Raw genomic sequence first — 19,588 nt, forward strand, 5'->3', positions numbered from 1 at the left:
AGATAAAAGATTTCAAAAATGAAACCCTTTCTAATTTCAATAATAACTGATGTGATTGATGCGCCTATAACATTGGTATATAATATTGTTACTGATAACAAGAACTTTCAGTGGCGAAAGGAAGTGGAGAATATTGAGTTATTAGAAGACGGATTTATTGAATATTACAAAGGCGGAGGACGCACACTTTTTAACAATATTCAAAAGAAAGAAAATGAGTATTATGCCTTTATAATGCAACACAAACTATTTTATGGAGAATGGGAAGGAAAGTTTGAATCGTATAACGGAGGTACTAAAGTTTGCTTTCAAGAGAAAATACATATCAAAAACTTCTTTTTAAGACTCATAGCGCCTCTCTTTTGGAATTTAAAACGGATACAACAAAACTATATTACCGCATTAAAAGTAGAAGTATATGGAAACAAATAAATATATACACTTGTGGTTACCTATAATGGGACTACACGCTTTACATCAAGTAGAAGAGAGTATTTCATTCTGGCAATGGTATATTGACTTTGTGGATAAGATACCCCAATGGTTGCAACTCCCCAGAATTGCTGAGAGTGCTCATTTAGCTAATGAACACCCTGAATATTTTATAGGAGCTTCTATAGGACAACTCACTTTGGTAGCGGTCATTGCTTTTTTATGTCGAAAGAGCGAAAAAGCTACAAGAATTGCTCTTAGCTCATACCTTGCAGGATTGACTTTCTTCTTGGTATGGCATATCTTGGTAAGCTATTTCACCCATTCTTATTCTCCCGTAATGGTAACCTGCCTCATAGGCGTTTATCTCATTCCAAAATGGGGGTATATGTTGTTTAAAAGATAGAACCCAATGACTATTTCAGAAATTATACAAACTTACAGAGCACTTGGTTTAGAATCCTCGTTGAATTATAATGAGTTCAACAAAATTCTCATTACCAGTCACTCTACCCGTATAGAAGGCTCTACTTTAACTTTAAACGAAACTCGCGTACTGATTGAAGAAGGCAACACTCCTAATGGTAAGCCTCTATTGTTTGCCAATCAAACCAAAGATCATTATGAGGCATTAAATTTTGTACTAAAAGAAGCTACACAACAACGACTTCTATCAGTAGCTTTTATTCAGGAAATAGCTGCCAAAGTTATGAAAACTACAGGAGAAGTGCTTACTAATGCCTTAGGTACTGTAGATGCCAGCAAAGGCGAATTGCGTAAGGTGAGAGTAACCGCAGGAGGTGTATCGTTTATGAGTTTTGAAAAGGTACCAGCAGCGTTAGAGCAGTTAATAAAAAAACTAAATGAACTACTCCCTGAGCAAACTACCGAAGAAGCTCAATTAGCACTGTCATTTTATGCTCATTATGAGTTAGTGAACATTCACCCTTTTCTCGACGGTAACGGCAGAACCTCACGCCTGCTGATGAACTTTATTCAGCAGTGGTATGGTCTGCCTTTGGGTATTGTATTTGCAGAAGATAAAGCTGCTTATTACGAAGCTTTGAACTCTGTGCGAACAAACGAAAACTTTGAGACATATAACGCTTTTATGTTTAGTCAGTATACTAAACATTTGCAAAATGAGATTGCTAAAGAAAAGGAATTTCGAGAAAAAGAAGACAAAATCATAGAATGGAAATTTTAAAATAAATATGAAGAAAATTGATAAACTATATGAGCAATGGCAAGCTCTGCAACCTTTGAGAGATAACAAACAACACTTGCTCTGCTAATATATGGTGCTATGGTGGATAACACATCACTTCTTAAAGTCTCTCCTCAACAAAATAGAAAATATATGAACAATACAGATAAAGAACAATGGTTTTGGAATATTATAGCTAATGCTAAAGAAGATAGAGAGCTATTGCGAACCATTCTTATGGAATTTAGCAAGGATAATATCGTTACATTTCAAGAAATTTTTGTAGATTTAGCAGCTGAATTGCAATGTGAACCCTTTACCGATTATATCGAAGAATCTGAAGATGGTGTGGAAGATGTGTCACATTGGGTAGTGAGCAAAGGTAGAACATATTATGAGAAAATACTCAAACATCCTGAGCTAATACCCTATAGTATAAAAGGAAATGATAGTGATACTATTCTTTATGGAATTGCCGATGAAGTATGTTTAGACAAATATAATGATGTAACGGGTATTTATTGATAATAGGTTCAACTCTTAATTTGTGATTTTAGATAATAGGTAAAAAAGATAACAACAAATAGAAAAACAACTATGAAAAAATGGATTATAGGAGCGGTCATAGCCGCTGTAGCCGTAGTAGGCTTCTTTATTTATCGCGCTGTATTGGTAGGCAATACAGCTTTTCAAACCCAAGAAGAAATAGTATATATCCCTACAGGAGCTGATTTTAGCGAGGTATTACACCTGATAAGTCCACTACTGAAAGACCCTACCTCTTTTACTCAAGTAGCCAAACGTATGGGCTATGCCGATAAAGTAAAAGCAGGTAAATACATCATCAAAAAAGGGGCTACCAATATAGATATCGTACGCACACTTCGCAATCGCAATACTCCTGTAAAACTCAAATTTAACAATCAGGAGCGATTAGAAGACTTTGCTGGGCGCATTGCTGCTCAAATAGAACCCGATAGCGCTACTCTAATGCGTGCTTTCTTAAACCCTAACTTCCTCAAAGAAAACGGTTTCACCGATGCTACTGCATTGGCGATGTACATTCCTAATACCTATGAGTTTTATTGGAATACCTCGGCAGAAGAATTTCGCGACCGTATGCTCAAAGAATATGAACGTTTTTGGACACCTGAACGCAAAGCTCAAGCCCAAAAGCAAGACCTTACACCTATAGGAGTCAGTATATTGGCTTCTATCGTACAAAAAGAAACTGCTAAAGTTGATGAGCGCCCACGTATTGCTGGGGTTTATCTCAACCGCTTGCATAGCAATATGATGTTGCAAGCCGACCCTACTGCCATTTTTGGTTACAAAAACCATCTGGGAGACTACACACTCGTTATCAAACGCGTTACAGGACTGCATACAAGTTTGGAAAATCCTTATAATACCTATCAAAATTACGGTTTACCTATAGGTCTGATCACTATGCCCGATATTTCGTCTATCGAGGCGGTACTCAAGCCCGAACAACACGATTATTTCTTCTTTGCTGCCGATACCGAAAACTTTGGTTATCACAAGTTCTCACGCACCTTTTTGCAACACTCTCAAGAAGCTAAAAAATATCACAAATGGGCCGATGAAAAAGGCGTTAAATAGTGTAAGCCTCAAGGGCAATAACCAAAGATAAATAATGATACAAAAAGCCTTCCCCTCTTATTTACGCAAAAATGCTACTAAAATTGCAGATTTCTTACAGCAAAGTGACCCTAAAAGCTTCAAAACTATAGGAACGGAAGTCGTTTGCCTCAATGGGGAAGTTTTAGAGTTACCTCAAAGAGTCTATTTTGGGGAGTTCAACACCCAAAACCTGACTTTAGTCCAAGAGCAAATGCTTAATTGCTTGTATTTGTGTCATAATAATGGTCATTTAAGAGAATTTTATCTAAGGGAATTGTTAGCAGTAAAAGAAGATTTTGTCTTGCCCTTTATAGCCAAACTTTTTGGTGATTATGTTATAGAAATATTAGAAGTGCTCCACCGCGAACTTCCTAATAACACTCGTGATAAATTAAAGGTCTTCTTTCGTGCAAATTCTCTCTACCAAAAGTGTATAGAAAGCCGTATTGCCAGTTATTGGGACTGTTTCTATAGAAATGCACATCCCAATTTCAAAAAATATATAGGATATAAATTATTCCAATCAATCACTAACAACTAACAAATTTGCTAATTTGCTAATTAACCATTACCTTTGCCTCATAATAAAAAAATATACTATGGATTTTTTAACAGGAAAACCGCTATCGGATACTATTTACGACACTCTTTTTAAGGCGGAAAAAGAACTTATCATCATTTCACCTTATATTCAGTTAGGTGATTACCTCAAAGATAATATCTTTAAACAGCTTTTAAACAACTCCAAACTGCATATACTTATTGGGTTTGGAAAAACTTCTTCCAACGGAGATGATAACTTTAAGCGTGAAGATATTGAGTACTTCTTGAACTTCCCGAATATCACAATGGTGTATATTCCACAGTTACACGGACAATATTATGCTAACGAGAAACAATCGGTGATTACCTCTATGAACTTGTTGGATTACTCGCTGGAAAACAAGGTAGAGTTTGGCGTACTTGCCGAAAAAGCCCTCACCGACCTTGTAAACAAAAACAACTTCTTCGAGACTTCCAAAAATACCATTATGAGTGTACTCGATAGCGGTTACACTGTCTTTGCCAAACGCCCTAACTACAACAAGAAGTTTTTAGGTCTGGCAAAAGACTATGTAGGCTCTACTGTACATTTGGATTTGGTAGATGATGTACTCTCAAACAGAGCCGTGAAGCCTATCCGTTACTCTTCTTTTGTGCCTGAAAACTATGTAAATGCGGAAAACAGACAACGCACAGAAAGAGAGCCTGCACCTGAAAAGGTAGTACAAGAGGAGGCACCACAAGCTACCCCACAAGAAACAGTACAACCTATTGCACAAGCTGCTCCACAAGAAAAGAAAGGACATTGCATTCGTTGTAACACAGCTATTCCTTTAGACCCACTGAGACCTCTATGTTATAGTTGTTATCAGGAGTGGGCGAAGTATGGTAATCGTTTTTATGAAGAAAAGTACTGCCATTGTTGTGGTGAAGAGAAAAAAGTAACCGTAGCAACGCCTTTGTGTTATAGTTGCTATGCCAAACAATCATAAAATAAAACAAATGTCCCAATTCATTACTCAAAAAGACCAAATCATCGCCCAAATGCGTGCGGAACTCTCAACAACTATCGAGGAAGACCGCTATTATACAGAAGAAAATATCACCGATTGTAACACATATTTGGAGGCTTTCTTAACTAAATTAGAAAAAGCTGACCAAGCCACAGACAAACAGACTTACCTCGCAGAAGCTATACAAACCCTCTGCGAGCAACTCTCTACTTTTAATAACCCAGAGGAAGAAGAAATGCCTGAATTCCTTTGGGGATTTTTGTATCTTGGCTATACCAAAGAGCTTACTGATTTTATTCGTGAAGCTGCCTTAGCGTATGGCTTTAAGCCTATCCCTACAGTAATAGATTTGTATTATTGCAGGGTAGAAATAGGTAGTTTTGATTGGTTTTCAGTAGTATTAGGAGGTATAGAAGAGGAAAACTTTGCGTGTTTGGATTATAATCCTAATACACATCAATTCTATTATGATGAAAACCCTTATGGCGACCCTTTCCCTCTACCTCTTTACAATGTACAAGTAAAACCTGACTATAGCGAATTATCTTTTGAAGTGCTTTCAAGAGATAAACTTCAGCACTTCTGCTTCTTGGCACAATATCCATCGGATAAGGTGTGGATTAAAACTATTTACGATTTACATACTGGGCAAGTACTCTTAACCAAACGTAAAAAACAATGGAGTAGTATTACATTGGTTACCGAAAATGGCAAAGTGAGTGAACTGGGGGCTACTCAATATAATAATGAGGGAAATATCATACCTCGTGCTGAAGAAGGCGGTGGCTTTAGTGTATTTACTACGGGAATTAATGAAGAGAACAAACTGCAAAGTCGCAATGAAATTGCCGATACAAAGATTCTATTTGAAAAAACATTCTTTACCAATCCCCGTGAAGAAGAATGGCGACTTTATGAACTTCAGCATATTGCTATACAAAATGGAGTAGTAACCATTACTTCTACTGATGTAGTTAGAACACGTGACAAAAATTGGCAACTGATAACCGGAAGTATCACACCCATAAGCCTAAGTTACGAACTGAAAAACAGCGATTTTGTATTACACTTCATTGAAGAAGTAATCAATGTAACAAACCAATGAAAAAACTAAAATTCCCTACTCCCTATACGGTACTAATGTTGGTAATTATTTTAGCTGCCAGCCTTACTTTTTTATTGCCTTCAGGAACTTATAACACCTTACAGTATAACAAAACAAACGATACTTTTGTAATTCACACTTCCGATAGTACTTATGTGCTACCTGCTACACAAGAACAGCTCAATCATCTGGGTATCAATATTCAATTGAGCAAATTCAAAGAGGAGAAAATACGCAAACCTATCTCAATCCCCAATACGTATGTACAGAGCAAACCACATCATCAAGGCGTTAAATCCGTGCTCTTTGCCCCTATCAAAGGGATTTACGACACTATTGATATTATATTGTTCGTGTTAGTATTAGGGGGCTTTATAGGGGTATTCAACAGTTCGGGAGCTCTAAATATGGGAGTTGGCTATTTGGCGCACAAACTCAAAGGGCGTGAGGGGCTCCTCATCATTCTGCTCACTACACTTTTAGCATTAGGAGGAACATCTTTTGGCTTAGCCGAAGAAACTTTTGTATTCTACCCTATGATAGTTCCTATTTTTTTGGCAGCAGGCTACGATCTAATGGTACCGTTGGCTGTAATCTACATAGGTGCTAACATAGGTACATTGGCATCAACTACCAATCCGTTTGCAGTGATTATCGCTTCCGATGCCGCTGGGGTAGATTGGACATCAGGATTGAGTATTCGCATCATAGCTTTGGTTTTGTGTATTGTGATAAGCATTATTTATATTATCCACTATGCCGAAAAAGTACGCAAACATCCCGAAAAATCAATTGTATATGGAGTAGCCATCCCCGAAATATACACTTCTAACAGCTCCGAACCTACCACTTCACTCAAACTTTCTACCAAAATAGAGCTCTTAGTATTTGCGTTCTCATTTGTGATTATGATCATAGGTGTATCGCAATGGGAATGGAATTTTATGGATATGACTGCACTGTTTTTGGTAGCTGCTATTGCTATTGCATTCTTGCAACGCTGTGGCGAACAGCAATTCATTTCTCAATTTATGGCAGGAGCCCGCGATTTATTAGGCGTTGCTTTTATCATTGGGATAGCCAGAGGAGTATCGTTTATATTAAACGACGGACAAATATCAGGTACTATTTTGCATTATGCTACCGACCTTGTGCAAGGAATGTCGCCAATGGTCTTTCTACCAATGTTAATGCTTATTTTTGGGCTACTCAGTTTGTTCATATCCTCCTCCTCTGGAATGGCAGTGCTTACGATGCCTATCATAGGAGCATTAGCTTCGGTTGTAGGAGTAGAAGGACATAGTGTGGTGAGTGCCTACCTCTTTGGAATGGGAATAATGGCTTTTATCACCCCTACCGGACTCATATTGCCTTCACTAACAATGGTAAATATCAACTACAAACAGTGGTTGCGTTTCATCTCGCCATTAGCACTCATTCTTATAATAGTACTCACTATTTTATTGCTGTTCTAACTAAATATATTTATCTAACCAAACTATTATAAATATTTTTTTATTCAAGATAAAGTTATACCTTTGCAAAAAGTTTCATTAAATTTTTTAAGGGTAAGGGCTTTGCCCACCAGAAAATGGGAATGCGATACTATAAGCAATTGATAGTTATTAAGCCGAGTTTTCGCCTTTAAAAAACTTAAAATCAAACACTACCTTGAATATCTTTATTTGAGGTAGTTTTTTTATTTAAAATAAAAATACAGAACTTATGAATATCACTTTTATCATTATTCTTGTTGCTACAATTGCAATAAGTTATCACGGTTTCAACAACCCTACTTTCTTCAACCGCTACAAGTTCAATGTAGGAGCGGTGCAAAAAGGCGATTATGTGCGCCTGTTATCTTCTGGTTTCCTCCACGCCGATTGGCAACATCTCATTCTTAATATGGTTTCACTCTATTTCTTTCAAGATGTGATTATCGGTTCTATGGGTAACCTACTATTCTTGCTCATCTATTTTGGCTCAATGCTACTGGGGAGTTTCTTTAGTTTGCGTATCTATAAACATCAACCCTATTACTCTGCCATAGGAGCTTCGGGAGCTGTATCGGGGATTATCTTTGCCGCTATTGCTCTATATCCTAAAACGTTAAGTGTAAACTTCTTACCGGGTTGGCTCTTTGGAGCATTGTACTTTGGCTATTCGGTATTTATGATGTTCAACCCACAACAAGGCGACAACTTAGGGCACGCAGCTCACTTAGGAGGTGCACTCTTTGGCTTAGCGGTCGTTGTAGTTTATGCCCCTGAAGTAGTGATACACCACGCTTTCTATTTAGGAGTTATGGCATTGCCTTTAGGCTATATGGGAGTGCGGTTGTTGAAAAAATGAGGAAATTAGAAAATGTGAAAATTAGAAAATTATGGGCTCTTCTATTATCTACATACTTCTTTTAATAGCAATTATTCTCACTTATTACTTTGTAAAGCGATTTCGCCCTCAATCAGGTATTTTTACTTATCTTATCACTTTTGCAATAGTATCCCCCATTACTTTGGCTGGAATATTGCTCCCTATAACTGTTTTTGAATATGTTAAAGATCTATACCAAAGTGAAACTTACAACGCTAAAATAGTAGATTTCACCTACGAAACGAGAGAGAGGAATGACGACGATGGTAACCATTACGAAATAACCGTAAAACTCCCTATTGTTCAGTTGGTCACAACTCAAGGAGATACGATTACAAAGGAAGTTGTGCATTACAATAGTTTATATTCCTACAAGGGGAAAGCGATGTATTGCAAAGTAAACTACAATCCCTCTACAGGAAATGTCTTTATAGCAGATAAAAGAGGATTCTATAAAATGCTATCAATAATGGTTTTCTTTGCCTTATTTTTTGATTTTCTCCTTGTGGGAATTGTGCTTTATGCCTTGGGTAAAAATATGACGCGTTATAAGCAAATGTTGGGGATTGTACTTTTTCGTATCACTATTCCAACGGCAATACTTGGCTTTGCGGCAGTCCTTTTGTTTGCTGCCTATGAAGAAAGTGATATGTCCTTACTTGTCAAAATAGTTTGTATTGTTTTTGGAGTACTCCTTTTATTAACTTCTATAGGTTTAATAATACTGTCCACCTCTAAAAACAAAAAGAGAAATAGAAAGAGAAATAACAACAACCATCAAAACAACCCCCATTCTCGCCCATCTTTCTTAGAATTCAGAAATTAAAATATAAAAAACTTTATACAACGCTGATTTACAACTATATTTACAGATTGTCCCTCTTCTGGAAAGCTAACGAGTGCTCACTATTAGATATTTGGAGGACAAATTGTTAATTGTCAATTGTTAATTGATTATGAGTTATCTACAAGAAGTTATTACCGATGTTTTAGAAAACTATCCCGATAAGATAGAACGCCTTGTGTTTGTTACTACAGGGAAACGCCCTGCGCTCTTCCTCAAAAAACACTTTGCCGAGCAGGTAAAGCAGGCTACTATTGCTCCTGAGTTCATCGGTATAGCCGACCTATTTACGCGTATTTCAGGGGTACAGCCTATCAGCAATTTGCCTTTGCTTTTTGAGTTTTACGATTGCTACACAAAAACTTGTAAAGACACCCCCGATAGCTTTGAAGAGTTCCTCAGCTGGGGACAAACGGCTCTCAAAGATTTTAGCGAAATTGACCAATATTTGGTAAACCCCGATAAGATTTTTCCTTATATCCACGCCCTCAAAGAAGCCGAACACTGGTCGGGTATGGATGAGCTTAGCGAGATGCAGAAAAAGCACTTAGCTTTCTGGAATAGCCTTGGCGATTACTATTTCGCTCTCAACAGCAAACTCACCGAAATGGGTAAAGGCTATGGCGGTTTCATTGCTAAAAAAGCTGTTGAAAAACTCCCCGAATACCTGCAAACACACAGCAATAGCATTCATATATTCGTCGGTTTCAACGCCCTTTCCAAAGCCGAACAACACGTCATTCAATCTATATTAATGGATATAGGCGGTGAAATTTATTGGGATGGCGATACTTATTTTTTGAACAATCCTACTCACGATGCAGGGTTCTTCTTGCGCAAATATACTAATAGTTGGCGCTATTACCAAACCCATAAACCTAAGTTCATACAAAGCAATTACGAAAAAGAAAAAGAACTCTATGTCACGGGAGTACCCAAAAGCATCAATCAGGCGCATAGTGTAGCCGAACTGCTCAAAAATACGCCTACCAAAGCATTGGAAAAAACCGCCCTCATCATCGCCGATGAAAATCTGCTCATCCCTGTACTGCAAGCTGTACAACCCAAAACAAGTGTGAACATCACGATGGGTTACCCTTTGCAACAAACGCCTCTCAACGACCTTTTTGTCGCCTATTTCCGCTTGCATCTCTCCAAGAGTTTTTACCATAAAGATATACTGAACCTGCTCTCTCAACCTTTCTTGCACACCTTGCTAAAAGAAGAAGTGGTACGCCATATTTCGCAGTATATCAAAACGCACAACCTCACTTATATCACCCGTAAAAAGCTATTCGAGTCGGTAGATGAAACCGAACACGAAATGCTTACTTTGCTATTCCCCGATGCCAAAGGCAAAGCTCTCATCACTACCCTTATCGACAATGCTATTACGCTTATCTATCGCCTAAAAGCACAAATCGACCCTGAGAGCAATACTCACCTACTCACTCAAGAGTATGCTTATCGTTTCTTTCAGTTATTCAATCAGTTGAAGCAGTTGCAAGAGCAATACGGCTATATCGATTCGGTGAAAACGCTTTATCATTTCTATTTAAATGTCTTACAGAAGAGTTCACTCAATTTCCGCGGTGAGCCTTTGGAAGGCTTGCAAGTAATGGGGGTGCTGGAAAGCCGTAGTTTGGATTTCGACCGCGTGATTATCACCTCAGTAAACGAAGGGGTACTTCCGTTAGGCAAAAGTGGTGATTCGCTTATTCCTTACGATGTGAAACACGTGTTAGAACTGCCTACTTTCAAGGAACGCGATGCCGTGTATAGCTATAACTTCTACCGTATTTTGCAGCGTGCCAAGCAAGTACACTTGTTTTACGACACCGAGATGGACAGCCTGAAAAGCAAAGAAAAAAGTAGGTTTATCCTCCAAGTGTTAGCTGAGAAAATCCCCACCCACAAAGTCATACACCAAATCAAAGCTCCTGAAGTATATCCAGCAGTACTGCGACCGCTTACCATCGAAAAAACAACCGCTGTAATCGATGCGCTAAAAGTCCTTGCCGAGAAAGGCATTTCACCTTCAGCACTAACTACTTACATCCGCAATCCGCTCACTTTTTACGAGCAACAAGTACTGCATATATACGAAGAAAAAGAGGTAGAAGAAACTGTTGAAGCTCGTACTTTTGGAAATATCGTTCACGGTACTTTGGAAGATTTGTACACACCTTTCTTAAACGAAATACTCACTGAAGAGCACATCAAAAAAATGCAACCTTTGGTACTCCCTACTATCGAAAAACGCTTTGAAGAAGAGTATAGAAGTACTGATTTCAGAACAGGCAAAAACTGGCTCATCTTCAATGTGATAGAAAAGTATGTACGCAGTTTTTTAACTTTAGAACTCAACGAAATAAAGAGTGGTACCGAAATTATTCCTCTCTATTTAGAACAGAAAATAAAAATACCTTTCCAAGCTCCTCACCTCCCCTTCCCTATCTATTTCAAGGGGATTATCGACCGTGTAGATAGACGCAATGGAGTGTTGCACATTATCGACTACAAAACGGGTATTGTAGAAGAAACCGATGTTCGCATCAAAGATTGGAATAACCTCATTACCGATATTAAGTACGGCAAAGCCTTCCAGCTGCTCACTTATGCTTATATGATTACCAAACACTTAAATATCAATGAAAAAATGATAGTTGCCAACCTATCATTCAAGCGTTTACAAAAAGGTCTCTTGCCTTTCCATACCTATATCGACAAGGAGAAAGATTACGATGTAACCGCTCAAACTCTCGCTTTGTACAGTGAATACACCGAAGAACTATTGTGCGAAATCTTTGATATCGACACCCCTTTCTATGAAAAATCCTAACAATTGACAAATTCACAAATTGGCTAATTGACAAATTATTCGTAATTTTGCGACTTGTAATTCAAAACTCAAAAAATGTCTAAACGTTATACCATTACAGCGGCTTTACCCTATACGAACGGGCCTATCCATATTGGTCACTTGGCGGGAGTATATGTGCCAGCCGATATTTTTGCACGCTATCAACGATTGAAAAACAACGATGTAGCCTTTATTTGCGGGAGCGATGAACACGGAGTAGCCATCTCTATCAAAGCTAAAAAAGAAGGTACTACCCCTCAGGCTATTATCGATAAATACCACGCAATTATCAAGCAATCATTTGCCGATTTTGGCATTTCATTCGATAATTATTCGCGCACTTCTGCCCCTATTCATCACCAAACAGCTTCCGATTTCTTCAAAAAACTATATGAACAAGGTGATTTTATCGAAGAAATATCCGAACAACTCTACGACGAAGAAGCGCATCAATTCCTTGCCGACCGCTTTGTGATTGGTACTTGTCCAAAATGTGGCAATCCTGAGGCCTATGGCGACCAATGCGAGCGCTGTGGTAGTTCACTCAACGCTACCGACCTCATCGACCCTAAATCGTCAATCACTGGTAGCAAACCTACGCTAAAAGCTACCAAACACTGGTTTTTGCCCCTCAATCGCTACCAAGAGTTTTTGGAAAAATGGATATTAGAAGGTCATAAATCCGATTGGAAACCCAATGTATATGGGCAAGTGAAAAGTTGGCTCGACGATGAACTCAAACCACGTGCTGTAACCCGAGACCTCGATTGGGGAATTCCTGTACCTGTAGAAGGTGCTGAAGGTAAAGTGCTCTATGTGTGGTTTGATGCGCCTATCGGTTATATCTCATCTACTAAAGAATGGGCTGAACGCGAAGGCAAAGATTGGCGTCCTTATTGGCAAGATAAAAACACTGAATTAGTACACTTTATTGGAAAAGATAACATCGTATTCCACTGCATTATCTTCCCTGCAATGCTCAAAGCCGAAGGCAGCTATATATTGCCTACTAACGTTCCTGCTAATGAGTTTCTCAACTTAGAAGGCAACAAACTCTCTACCTCCAAAAACTGGGCAGTGTGGTTACACGAGTACTTGCAAGATTTTCCTAATCAGCAAGATGTATTGCGCTATGCCCTTACCGCCAACGCTCCTGAAACCAAAGACAACGACTTTACGTGGAAAGACTTTCAAGCGCGCAACAACAACGAGCTTGTGGCTATCTTTGGAAATTTCATCAATCGCGTGGCTGTGCTAACGCAGAAATATTACGAAGGAGTTATACCTGCTGCAGGAGAATTCAACGATATAGACACCGAAACGCTTCGCCAAATCACAGAACTTACTGAGAAAATAGAACAATCATTAGAGCGCTACCGTTTCCGTGAAGCTCAACAAGAACTGATGAATATGGCGCGCTTAGGCAATAAATATTTAGCCGATGAAGAGCCTTGGAAACTCATCAAAACCGACCCTGAACGCGTAAAAACAGTAATGTATGTCGCTTTGCAAATTGCCACTGCTTTGGCAGTTGCCAGCGAACCTTTCTTGCCTTTCACATCCGAGAAATTGAAACGTATGTTGCAATTGGGGGCTATCACTTGGGAGAACCTAAAAACAAATACCACCGAATTGCTAAAAGCAGGACATCGCATTGGTACTGCGGAACTTCTTTTCGAAAAAATTGAAGATACTGCTATCGAAAAGCAATTACAACGTTTAGAGAATACCAAATTAGCGAACAAACAAGAAGCCCAATCTAATACCGAAGTAACTGTAGCTCCACAAAAAGAACTCATCAGTTATGATGATTTTGCAAAAATGGATATTCGTATTGGTACTATTTTGGAAGCTGAAAAGATGCCTAAAGCCGATAAACTCCTTATCTTAAAAGTAGATACAGGCATCGACCAGCGCACTATCATCTCAGGAATTGCGCAAAGTTTTGCTCCTGAAGAGGTTATTGGCAAAAAAGTAACCGTATTAGTAAACCTTGCCCCTCGCAAACTACGCGGTGTAGAAAGTCAAGGAATGATACTAATGGTAGAGAATAGTGAAGGCAAATACACCTTCATCAACCCTGATGCCGAGGGCATTGCCAATGGTACTGAAGTGAAATAAGTTTTTTCATTAAATAAAAATCCCCCAAGAGCGAATGCTCTTGGGGGATTTTTATTTTCAACTAATTTATTATTACGCTGTTCGTTCAAATTCTTTGAGTACATCTACTAATACTTGTACACTTTCTAAAGGCAAAGCATTGTAGATAGAAGCGCGATAGCCTCCTACACTGCGGTGCCCTTTTATCCCACTGATATTCGCTTCTTTACACAAAGTATCAAAGCGTTCTTTGGTGTTTTCGTCAGTGAGGTTGAACACTACATTCATTAGAGAGCGGTCTTCTTTGTTAGCATAGCCTACTACTAATGGGTTGCGGTCGATTTCTCCATAAAGCAAATCGGCTTTAGTTTGGTTGCGTTTGCCTAAAGCTTGCAATCCACCTTGTGCTTGTATCCACTCAAGTACCAATAGGTTTACATATACTGCAAAAGTAGAAGGTGTATTGTACATACTATCGTTTTTGATATGCAACTGATAGTCCATCATTGAAGGTAGTTTACGGCTTACCTTCCCCAATATATCCTTCTTCACAATCACCAAAGTAGACCCCGAAGCGCCTAAATTCTTCTGTGAACCTGCATAAATCAAACTAAACTGTTTGTAGTCTAATGGGCGTGAGAAAATATCGGAACTCATATCGGCTACCAAAGGAATATCTGTTTGTGGCAAGCTGTGAAATTCGGTGCCATAAATTGTATTATTGGTAGTGATATGCAGATAGTTAGCATCTGTAGGGACAGTCACATTTTTTGGAATGTACTTATAACCATCGGCTTTAGAGGAAGCAATTACTTCGGCATTACCAAAGAGAGCAGCTTCTTTTTGTGCTTTGTTAGCCCAAGTACCTGTATCTATATAAGCAGCTTTGGTTTCGAGAAGGTTGTAAGGTACCATCAAGAATTGCATACTAGCACCTCCTTGCAAGAAGAGTGTAGTGTACGAATCGTCCAATCCGGCGATTTCCAATGCCAATGCACGAGCGCGTTCTATCACACGTACAAACTCTGGACTGCGGTGAGATATTTCTACTACTGATAAGCCAGTTCCTTCAAAGTCTAACAAGGCCTGAGAGGCTTTTTGGAATACCTCAGGTGCTAAGATAGAGGGACCAGCGCTAAAATTATGCTTTTTCATTTTGTTCGTGTTCAGCCTTATATTTTACTATAAAATCTTCAACTTGGCGTTTGAGGGTACGCCATAATTTATCTTGTGCGTACTCACTTGCCCAAGCTACGTGAGGGGTATAAATCACACGAGGGTGGTCGGTTATTTTTAGAAGAGGATCAGTAGCCAAAGGAGGTTCACTTTCAAACACATCGGTAGCAAAGCCCATAATACGGTTACTTTCGATAGCTTCGTATACTGCTTGAGGATCGACTATTGCCCCACGTGCCATATTGATGAGCAACGGTTTTTTGCGAAGTTTAGACACAAACTCTTCATTTACTAAATGTTTAGTTTCAGGGGTAAGCGGGCAGTTGAGGGAAATAATATCACTCTGTGCTAATACCTTATCAAAATCAGTATATTCTTTGCTGCGTGGTACTCTGCCTTGTCGTTCAGCCCATAGCACTTTCATACCAAAGGCTTCAGCTACTTTGCTAATAGCTTTACCGATATTACCTACGCCTATGATTCCTAAGGTTTTGCCGTGCAGTTCAAACACTGGAGGCTCAGTAAGACAAAAGCGACCATCTTTTTGCCAAGTGCCATCGCTTACATTTGCGTGATAGGTTTTGAGAGAGCGCATAGCTGAAAGCAACATCATAAAAAAGTGTTCAGTAACACTCTCGGTAGAGTAGCCAGCTACATTTTTCACTTCTATGCCCAATGCTTTGGCTGCTTCTTTATCAATATTATCCATACCCGTAGCGGTGAGGTGAATGAGCTTGAGGTTAGGCAGCTGCCTGAGGATACTCTCATCGAGTTTCACCTTGTTTACGATAGCTATATCAGCGGGTTTAAGGCGTTGAACAATTTCGTCGGGGGCAGTTTTTTGGAATGCGACCCATTGTACTACCCCTTTAGGAATATCCACATCTATACGCTCGGAGAGCGTATTGCGGTCTAAAAATACGGCTTTCATATAATTGACAATTAATGATTAATAACTTTATATTCGGATGCCAGCGGGTAATACATCTTTATATTCCTTATTGCGTTTAAAAAAAGCTATAGCCACAGGACATACAGGCACAACCCTATATTTTTTTTGAGCTACCAGCGCTAAGACCCCTTTGAAGAACTCATCGATAAGGGCTTCATCGGTTGCTTCGGGCAATAAGGTTTTGGTAAAGAATATTTTGCGCTCTTGTATAGCGTAGTCTACAAAGGCAAGTTCACCATTGATTTTGGCTTGGTACTGGCGTGAGAATTCACTGTCTATTACTTCCATTGTATTGCGTTTTTTAGTTTTTCAATTAGTAATATGTATTATTCAACAAAAAGTTGTAACTTTGCTTTTGTTAGGAAAGAGATAAGAGGTAAGGTTCTTACCAAATTATTTCGCTGCAAAGTTACTAATTTTTCGTAAAAAAACAATATCAAATGAATATAAAAGATAATCTTTCTATTTATTTAATGCCTGGAATGGCTGCCAGCCCTAAGATTTTTGAGCATTTACAATTCCCGAGCAACTATCGCGTGCATTTATTAGACTGGATTACGCCTGAAAAAAACGAGAGTTTGGCGCACTATGCAGGACGTATTGCTGAAGAAATTACTGAGCCGTCGCCAGTGCTATTAGGGGTATCGTTTGGAGGGATTATCGTACAAGAAATTGCTAAACAACACAACAATTATAGGAAGTTGGTAGTTATATCGAGCGTAAAAACACAATACGAACTACCTAAGAAAATGCTTTTAGCGCGCTATACAAATTTGCATAAGTTATTACCTACACGCACTATTAGCAATTTAGAATTTTGGAAGCGATTTTCATTTTCTGAGGTGCTGAGCAAGCGCATAGCCTTATACGAAAAGTACATCGGGATGCGTTCGCCTGCTTACCTTGATTGGTCGATAGATCGCATTGTGAATTGGCAACAAAAAGAGCCTTTACCTCGCACGATTCACATTCACGGTGATAAAGACCCTGTTTTTCCTATTCAGTATATAAAAAATGCCGTTGTAGTAAAGAACGGCACTCATATTATGATTATCAATCGGTATAAATGGTTTAACGAGAATCTAATTCCACAATTAGCAATTGAGGATTGAAGATTATCTAATTTTCAGTGTTACTATACTGATAACTGCTAAAAAGATACCTACAATGAGAAATCGCATTACGATTTTGCTTTCGTGATAGCCTCTTTTTTGATAATGGTGATGCAAAGGTGACATTAAAAAGATGCGTTTGCCCTCACCATATTTTTTCTTCGTATATTTAAAATAGGCTACTTGTAGTATCACCGATAAGTTTTCAATTAGGAAAATGCCGCAAAGTACAGGAATGAGCAATTCTTTGCGTACAGCGATGGCAATTACAGCGATAATCCCTCCTATAGTCAAACTACCCGTATCGCCCATAAACACTTGAGCAGGATAGGTGTTGTACCATAAGAAACCTACCAAAGCCCCTGCAAAAGCAGCGATGAACACCGTCATTTCTCCTACTCTTGGAATATACATAATATTGAGGTATTCTGAGAAGATAATATTACCTGAAATCCAAGCAAAAATACCCAAAGTCAGGACTATAATTGCCGAGCTTCCCGCCGCCAGTCCGTCGATACCATCGGTAAGGTTTGCGCCGTTAGAAACAGCAGTAACAATGAGAATGACGATAGGGATAAAGATGAGCCACACATAGTGGTGATAGTTATCACCCGTCCACGCAATAAGGTCGGCATAGTCGAACTCGTTATTTTTTACAAATGGAATGGTAGTTTTAGTAGATTTTACTTCGGGGACGACCACATTATCGGTATTGTTTTGGGCAACTACTTCAGTACGTGCACGACCAATACCCGTTTTTTCATTTTTAATAGTTACATTGCTATTGAAATAAAGAGTTGCCCCTACGATAATCCCCAAGCCTACTTGTCCTAATACTTTAAAACGCCCTTTAAGACCCTCTTTATTTTTGCGGAAAGTTTTGATATAGTCGTCGATAAAGCCAATAGTTCCCATCCATACAGTTGTGATGATGAGGAGCAAGGTATAGACATTATCTAACTTTGCGAGGAGCAATACGGGAATGAGAGTTGCAAGGATGATGATAATCCCTCCCATTGTAGGTGTTCCTGCTTTTTCATTCTGACCGCTAAGACCTAAATCGCGCACCGTTTCGCCTATCTGTTTGCGTTGTAAGAAACTGATAATGCGTTTCCCATAAATAGTGGAAATCAGCAGAGAGAGCATCAAAGCCAAACCTGCACGAAACGACAAGTATTTATATAATCCCGACCCTGGAAAGTCGTAATATTTTTCAAGATTTTCTAGTAAATGGTATAACATTTTTCAATGAACAATTAACAATTAACAATTAAAATGGGGCTTCTCCTTATTTTACTTTTTCACCAAAAACGAAAATAACGCACCTTCTTATTTTACTTTTTCGCTAAAAACGAAAATAACGTATCTCCTTATTTTACTTTTACCTCAAAAACGAAAATAACAATTATTTTGTTATAATTACAATTTCACTATCACGTTTCTTTTTCTTTTTGCCTTCTGGAGCATTTACATCTATTTTTATAGTGTGTGCATCTATTTTTTGAATAAAAGGATGTTTGCCTTTTATTTTCTTTATTTTATTTTCAAAAACAAGGGTATTATTGAGCTCTATGTTGAACATTTTTTTCATTTGTGCAAGACGCTCTGCTTGTTCATCATCTTTTTTGGAATCGAAAACATTCATATCAATATGCAATTCTTTACCTTCCCATTTAAAAGATGGCAATTGCAGTGGAGTGTTTTTCTGCTTTCCTTTGTCTAAAATAGTAGTGATAGAAGCGAACTGTTTAGGAGGAAAATGACTAAAATGAAGTTCAAATCCCACTTCTTTATCGTCTTTAAACAGTCCTTTAATCATAGAGCGTTTGAACAAATCAGCCTCTTCTTCTGAGATAGAATCCTTACTACCTATATTTTTTTGAAAGTCATATACCGATTGCCATTCTTTAGGAAATTTGGGCATATTCACATTTCTCAGGCTATTTTCACCTTGTTTTGCTTTAGCTTCCATAGCGAGCATTTCGCTCATATCTAAGGTCATATCAGTGGAAATAGTTCCATCGTTATGAAAGGTAAATACATTGGTTACACTGCAAGACTGCAAGGTGATGAACGCTATAGTTAATAGAATAAATTTCTTCATTTGTTATATAAGTTTAAGAAAGCAGCAAATCAAGGCGCAAATGTACAAAATAATTATGAATGACGAAAAATTTTAGGAATTAGGATTTAGAAATTGGGAAATAATTAGCAAAATATCTGT

19 protein-coding genes are annotated in these 19,588 nt (G+C 38.4%); 14 read left to right on the forward strand and 5 right to left on the reverse strand.

Annotation, left to right across the window (positions count from 1 at the left end; all coding sequences use genetic code 11):
• Nucleotides 1–18: 18 nt before the first annotated feature.
• The 13 genes from JMN12_RS05505 to metG all read left to right on the forward strand — a co-directional run bounded on the left by JMN12_RS05505 (nt 19) and on the right by metG (nt 14,145).
• Nucleotides 19–432: a hypothetical protein gene (locus JMN12_RS05505; protein ID WP_203137795.1), complete on the forward strand. Its 414-nt coding sequence runs from the start codon at nt 19–21 to the stop codon at nt 430–432.
• Nucleotides 419–838 carry an HXXEE domain-containing protein gene (locus tag JMN12_RS05510; protein WP_198467073.1) on the forward strand — a complete coding sequence of 140 codons (420 nt, stop codon included), beginning with the start codon at nt 419–421 and terminating at the stop codon, nt 836–838. The genes JMN12_RS05505 and JMN12_RS05510 overlap by 14 nt, the downstream gene beginning before the upstream one ends.
• Nucleotides 839–844: 6 nt before the next feature.
• Nucleotides 845–1,639 (forward strand): Fic family protein, encoded by a 795-nt coding sequence (locus JMN12_RS05515; RefSeq protein ID WP_203081715.1) that lies wholly within the window; start codon nt 845–847, stop codon nt 1,637–1,639.
• A 153-nt stretch (nt 1,640–1,792) separates the two neighbouring features.
• Nucleotides 1,793–2,164 carry a DUF4240 domain-containing protein gene (locus tag JMN12_RS05520; RefSeq protein WP_203081778.1) on the forward strand — a complete coding sequence of 124 codons (372 nt, stop codon included), beginning with the start codon at nt 1,793–1,795 and terminating at the stop codon, nt 2,162–2,164.
• A 72-nt stretch (nt 2,165–2,236) separates the two neighbouring features.
• Nucleotides 2,237–3,262: an endolytic transglycosylase MltG gene (mltG, locus tag JMN12_RS05525; protein WP_203081716.1), complete on the forward strand. Its 1,026-nt coding sequence runs from the start codon at nt 2,237–2,239 to the stop codon at nt 3,260–3,262.
• Between the two features lie 34 nt (nt 3,263–3,296).
• Complete coding sequence (locus JMN12_RS05530; RefSeq protein ID WP_203137798.1) at nt 3,297–3,824, forward strand: hypothetical protein; 528 nt, start codon at nt 3,297–3,299, stop codon at nt 3,822–3,824.
• A gap of 58 nt (nt 3,825–3,882) precedes the next feature.
• Nucleotides 3,883–4,818 (forward strand): hypothetical protein, encoded by a 936-nt coding sequence (locus tag JMN12_RS05535; RefSeq protein WP_203137800.1) that lies wholly within the window; start codon nt 3,883–3,885, stop codon nt 4,816–4,818.
• 10 nt (nt 4,819–4,828) lie between these two features.
• The gene (locus tag JMN12_RS05540; protein WP_203137802.1) at nt 4,829–5,944 is read left to right on the forward strand and encodes a hypothetical protein; all 1,116 of its coding nucleotides are present in this window, start codon (nt 4,829–4,831) and stop codon (nt 5,942–5,944) included.
• Entirely contained in the window at nt 5,941–7,419 is a 1,479-nt protein-coding gene (locus JMN12_RS05545) for a YfcC family protein (RefSeq protein ID WP_203137804.1), read from the forward strand. The genes JMN12_RS05540 and JMN12_RS05545 overlap by 4 nt, the downstream gene beginning before the upstream one ends.
• Nucleotides 7,420–7,669: 250 nt before the next feature.
• On the forward strand, nt 7,670–8,296 hold the full coding sequence (locus JMN12_RS05550; RefSeq protein ID WP_203137814.1) for a rhomboid family intramembrane serine protease: 627 nt from the start codon (nt 7,670–7,672) through the stop codon (nt 8,294–8,296).
• A gap of 31 nt (nt 8,297–8,327) precedes the next feature.
• The gene (locus JMN12_RS05555) at nt 8,328–9,143 is read left to right on the forward strand and encodes a hypothetical protein (protein WP_203137824.1); all 816 of its coding nucleotides are present in this window, start codon (nt 8,328–8,330) and stop codon (nt 9,141–9,143) included.
• Nucleotides 9,144–9,273: 130 nt separating this feature from the next.
• Nucleotides 9,274–12,003, forward strand: coding sequence for a PD-(D/E)XK nuclease family protein (locus tag JMN12_RS05560; RefSeq protein WP_203137833.1), 2,730 nt, complete (start codon nt 9,274–9,276; stop codon nt 12,001–12,003).
• Between the two features lie 75 nt (nt 12,004–12,078).
• On the forward strand, nt 12,079–14,145 hold the full coding sequence (gene metG, locus JMN12_RS05565; protein WP_203137843.1) for a methionine--tRNA ligase: 2,067 nt from the start codon (nt 12,079–12,081) through the stop codon (nt 14,143–14,145).
• 72 nt (nt 14,146–14,217) lie between these two features.
• Here the strand turns inward: metG and serC are convergent, their stop codons facing one another.
• Genes serC through JMN12_RS05580 form a run of 3 tightly spaced genes read right to left on the reverse strand, consistent with a single transcriptional unit; the run spans nt 14,218 to nt 16,540 of the window.
• Nucleotides 14,218–15,279: a 3-phosphoserine/phosphohydroxythreonine transaminase gene (gene serC, locus JMN12_RS05570; protein WP_203137845.1), complete on the reverse strand. Its 1,062-nt coding sequence runs from the start codon at nt 15,277–15,279 to the stop codon at nt 14,218–14,220.
• Entirely contained in the window at nt 15,266–16,231 is a 966-nt protein-coding gene (locus tag JMN12_RS05575; protein WP_088594703.1) for a D-2-hydroxyacid dehydrogenase, read from the reverse strand. Before JMN12_RS05575 ends, serC begins: the two co-directional genes overlap by 14 nt.
• 27 nt (nt 16,232–16,258) lie before the next feature.
• Nucleotides 16,259–16,540 (reverse strand): GNAT family N-acetyltransferase, encoded by a 282-nt coding sequence (locus tag JMN12_RS05580; protein WP_009412912.1) that lies wholly within the window; start codon nt 16,538–16,540, stop codon nt 16,259–16,261.
• A gap of 152 nt (nt 16,541–16,692) precedes the next feature.
• On the opposite strand from JMN12_RS05580, the gene JMN12_RS05585 reads away from it, so the two are divergent.
• Nucleotides 16,693–17,364, forward strand: a complete 672-nt coding sequence (locus JMN12_RS05585; protein ID WP_203137847.1) for an alpha/beta fold hydrolase — start codon at nt 16,693–16,695, stop codon at nt 17,362–17,364.
• 3 nt (nt 17,365–17,367) lie between these two features.
• Here the strand turns inward: JMN12_RS05585 and mraY are convergent, their stop codons facing one another.
• Both mraY and JMN12_RS05595 read right to left on the reverse strand, forming a co-directional pair.
• Complete coding sequence (gene mraY, locus JMN12_RS05590; RefSeq protein WP_088594705.1) at nt 17,368–18,606, reverse strand: phospho-N-acetylmuramoyl-pentapeptide-transferase; 1,239 nt, start codon at nt 18,604–18,606, stop codon at nt 17,368–17,370.
• A 163-nt stretch (nt 18,607–18,769) separates the two neighbouring features.
• Nucleotides 18,770–19,468: a hypothetical protein gene (locus JMN12_RS05595; protein WP_203137849.1), complete on the reverse strand. Its 699-nt coding sequence runs from the start codon at nt 19,466–19,468 to the stop codon at nt 18,770–18,772.
• Between the last annotated feature and the right edge of the window lie 120 nt (nt 19,469–19,588).

The organism is Capnocytophaga genosp. AHN8471, assembly GCF_016806945.1.
In the GTDB taxonomy this organism is placed as follows: Bacteria; Bacteroidota; Bacteroidia; order Flavobacteriales; family Flavobacteriaceae; genus Capnocytophaga; species Capnocytophaga periodontitidis.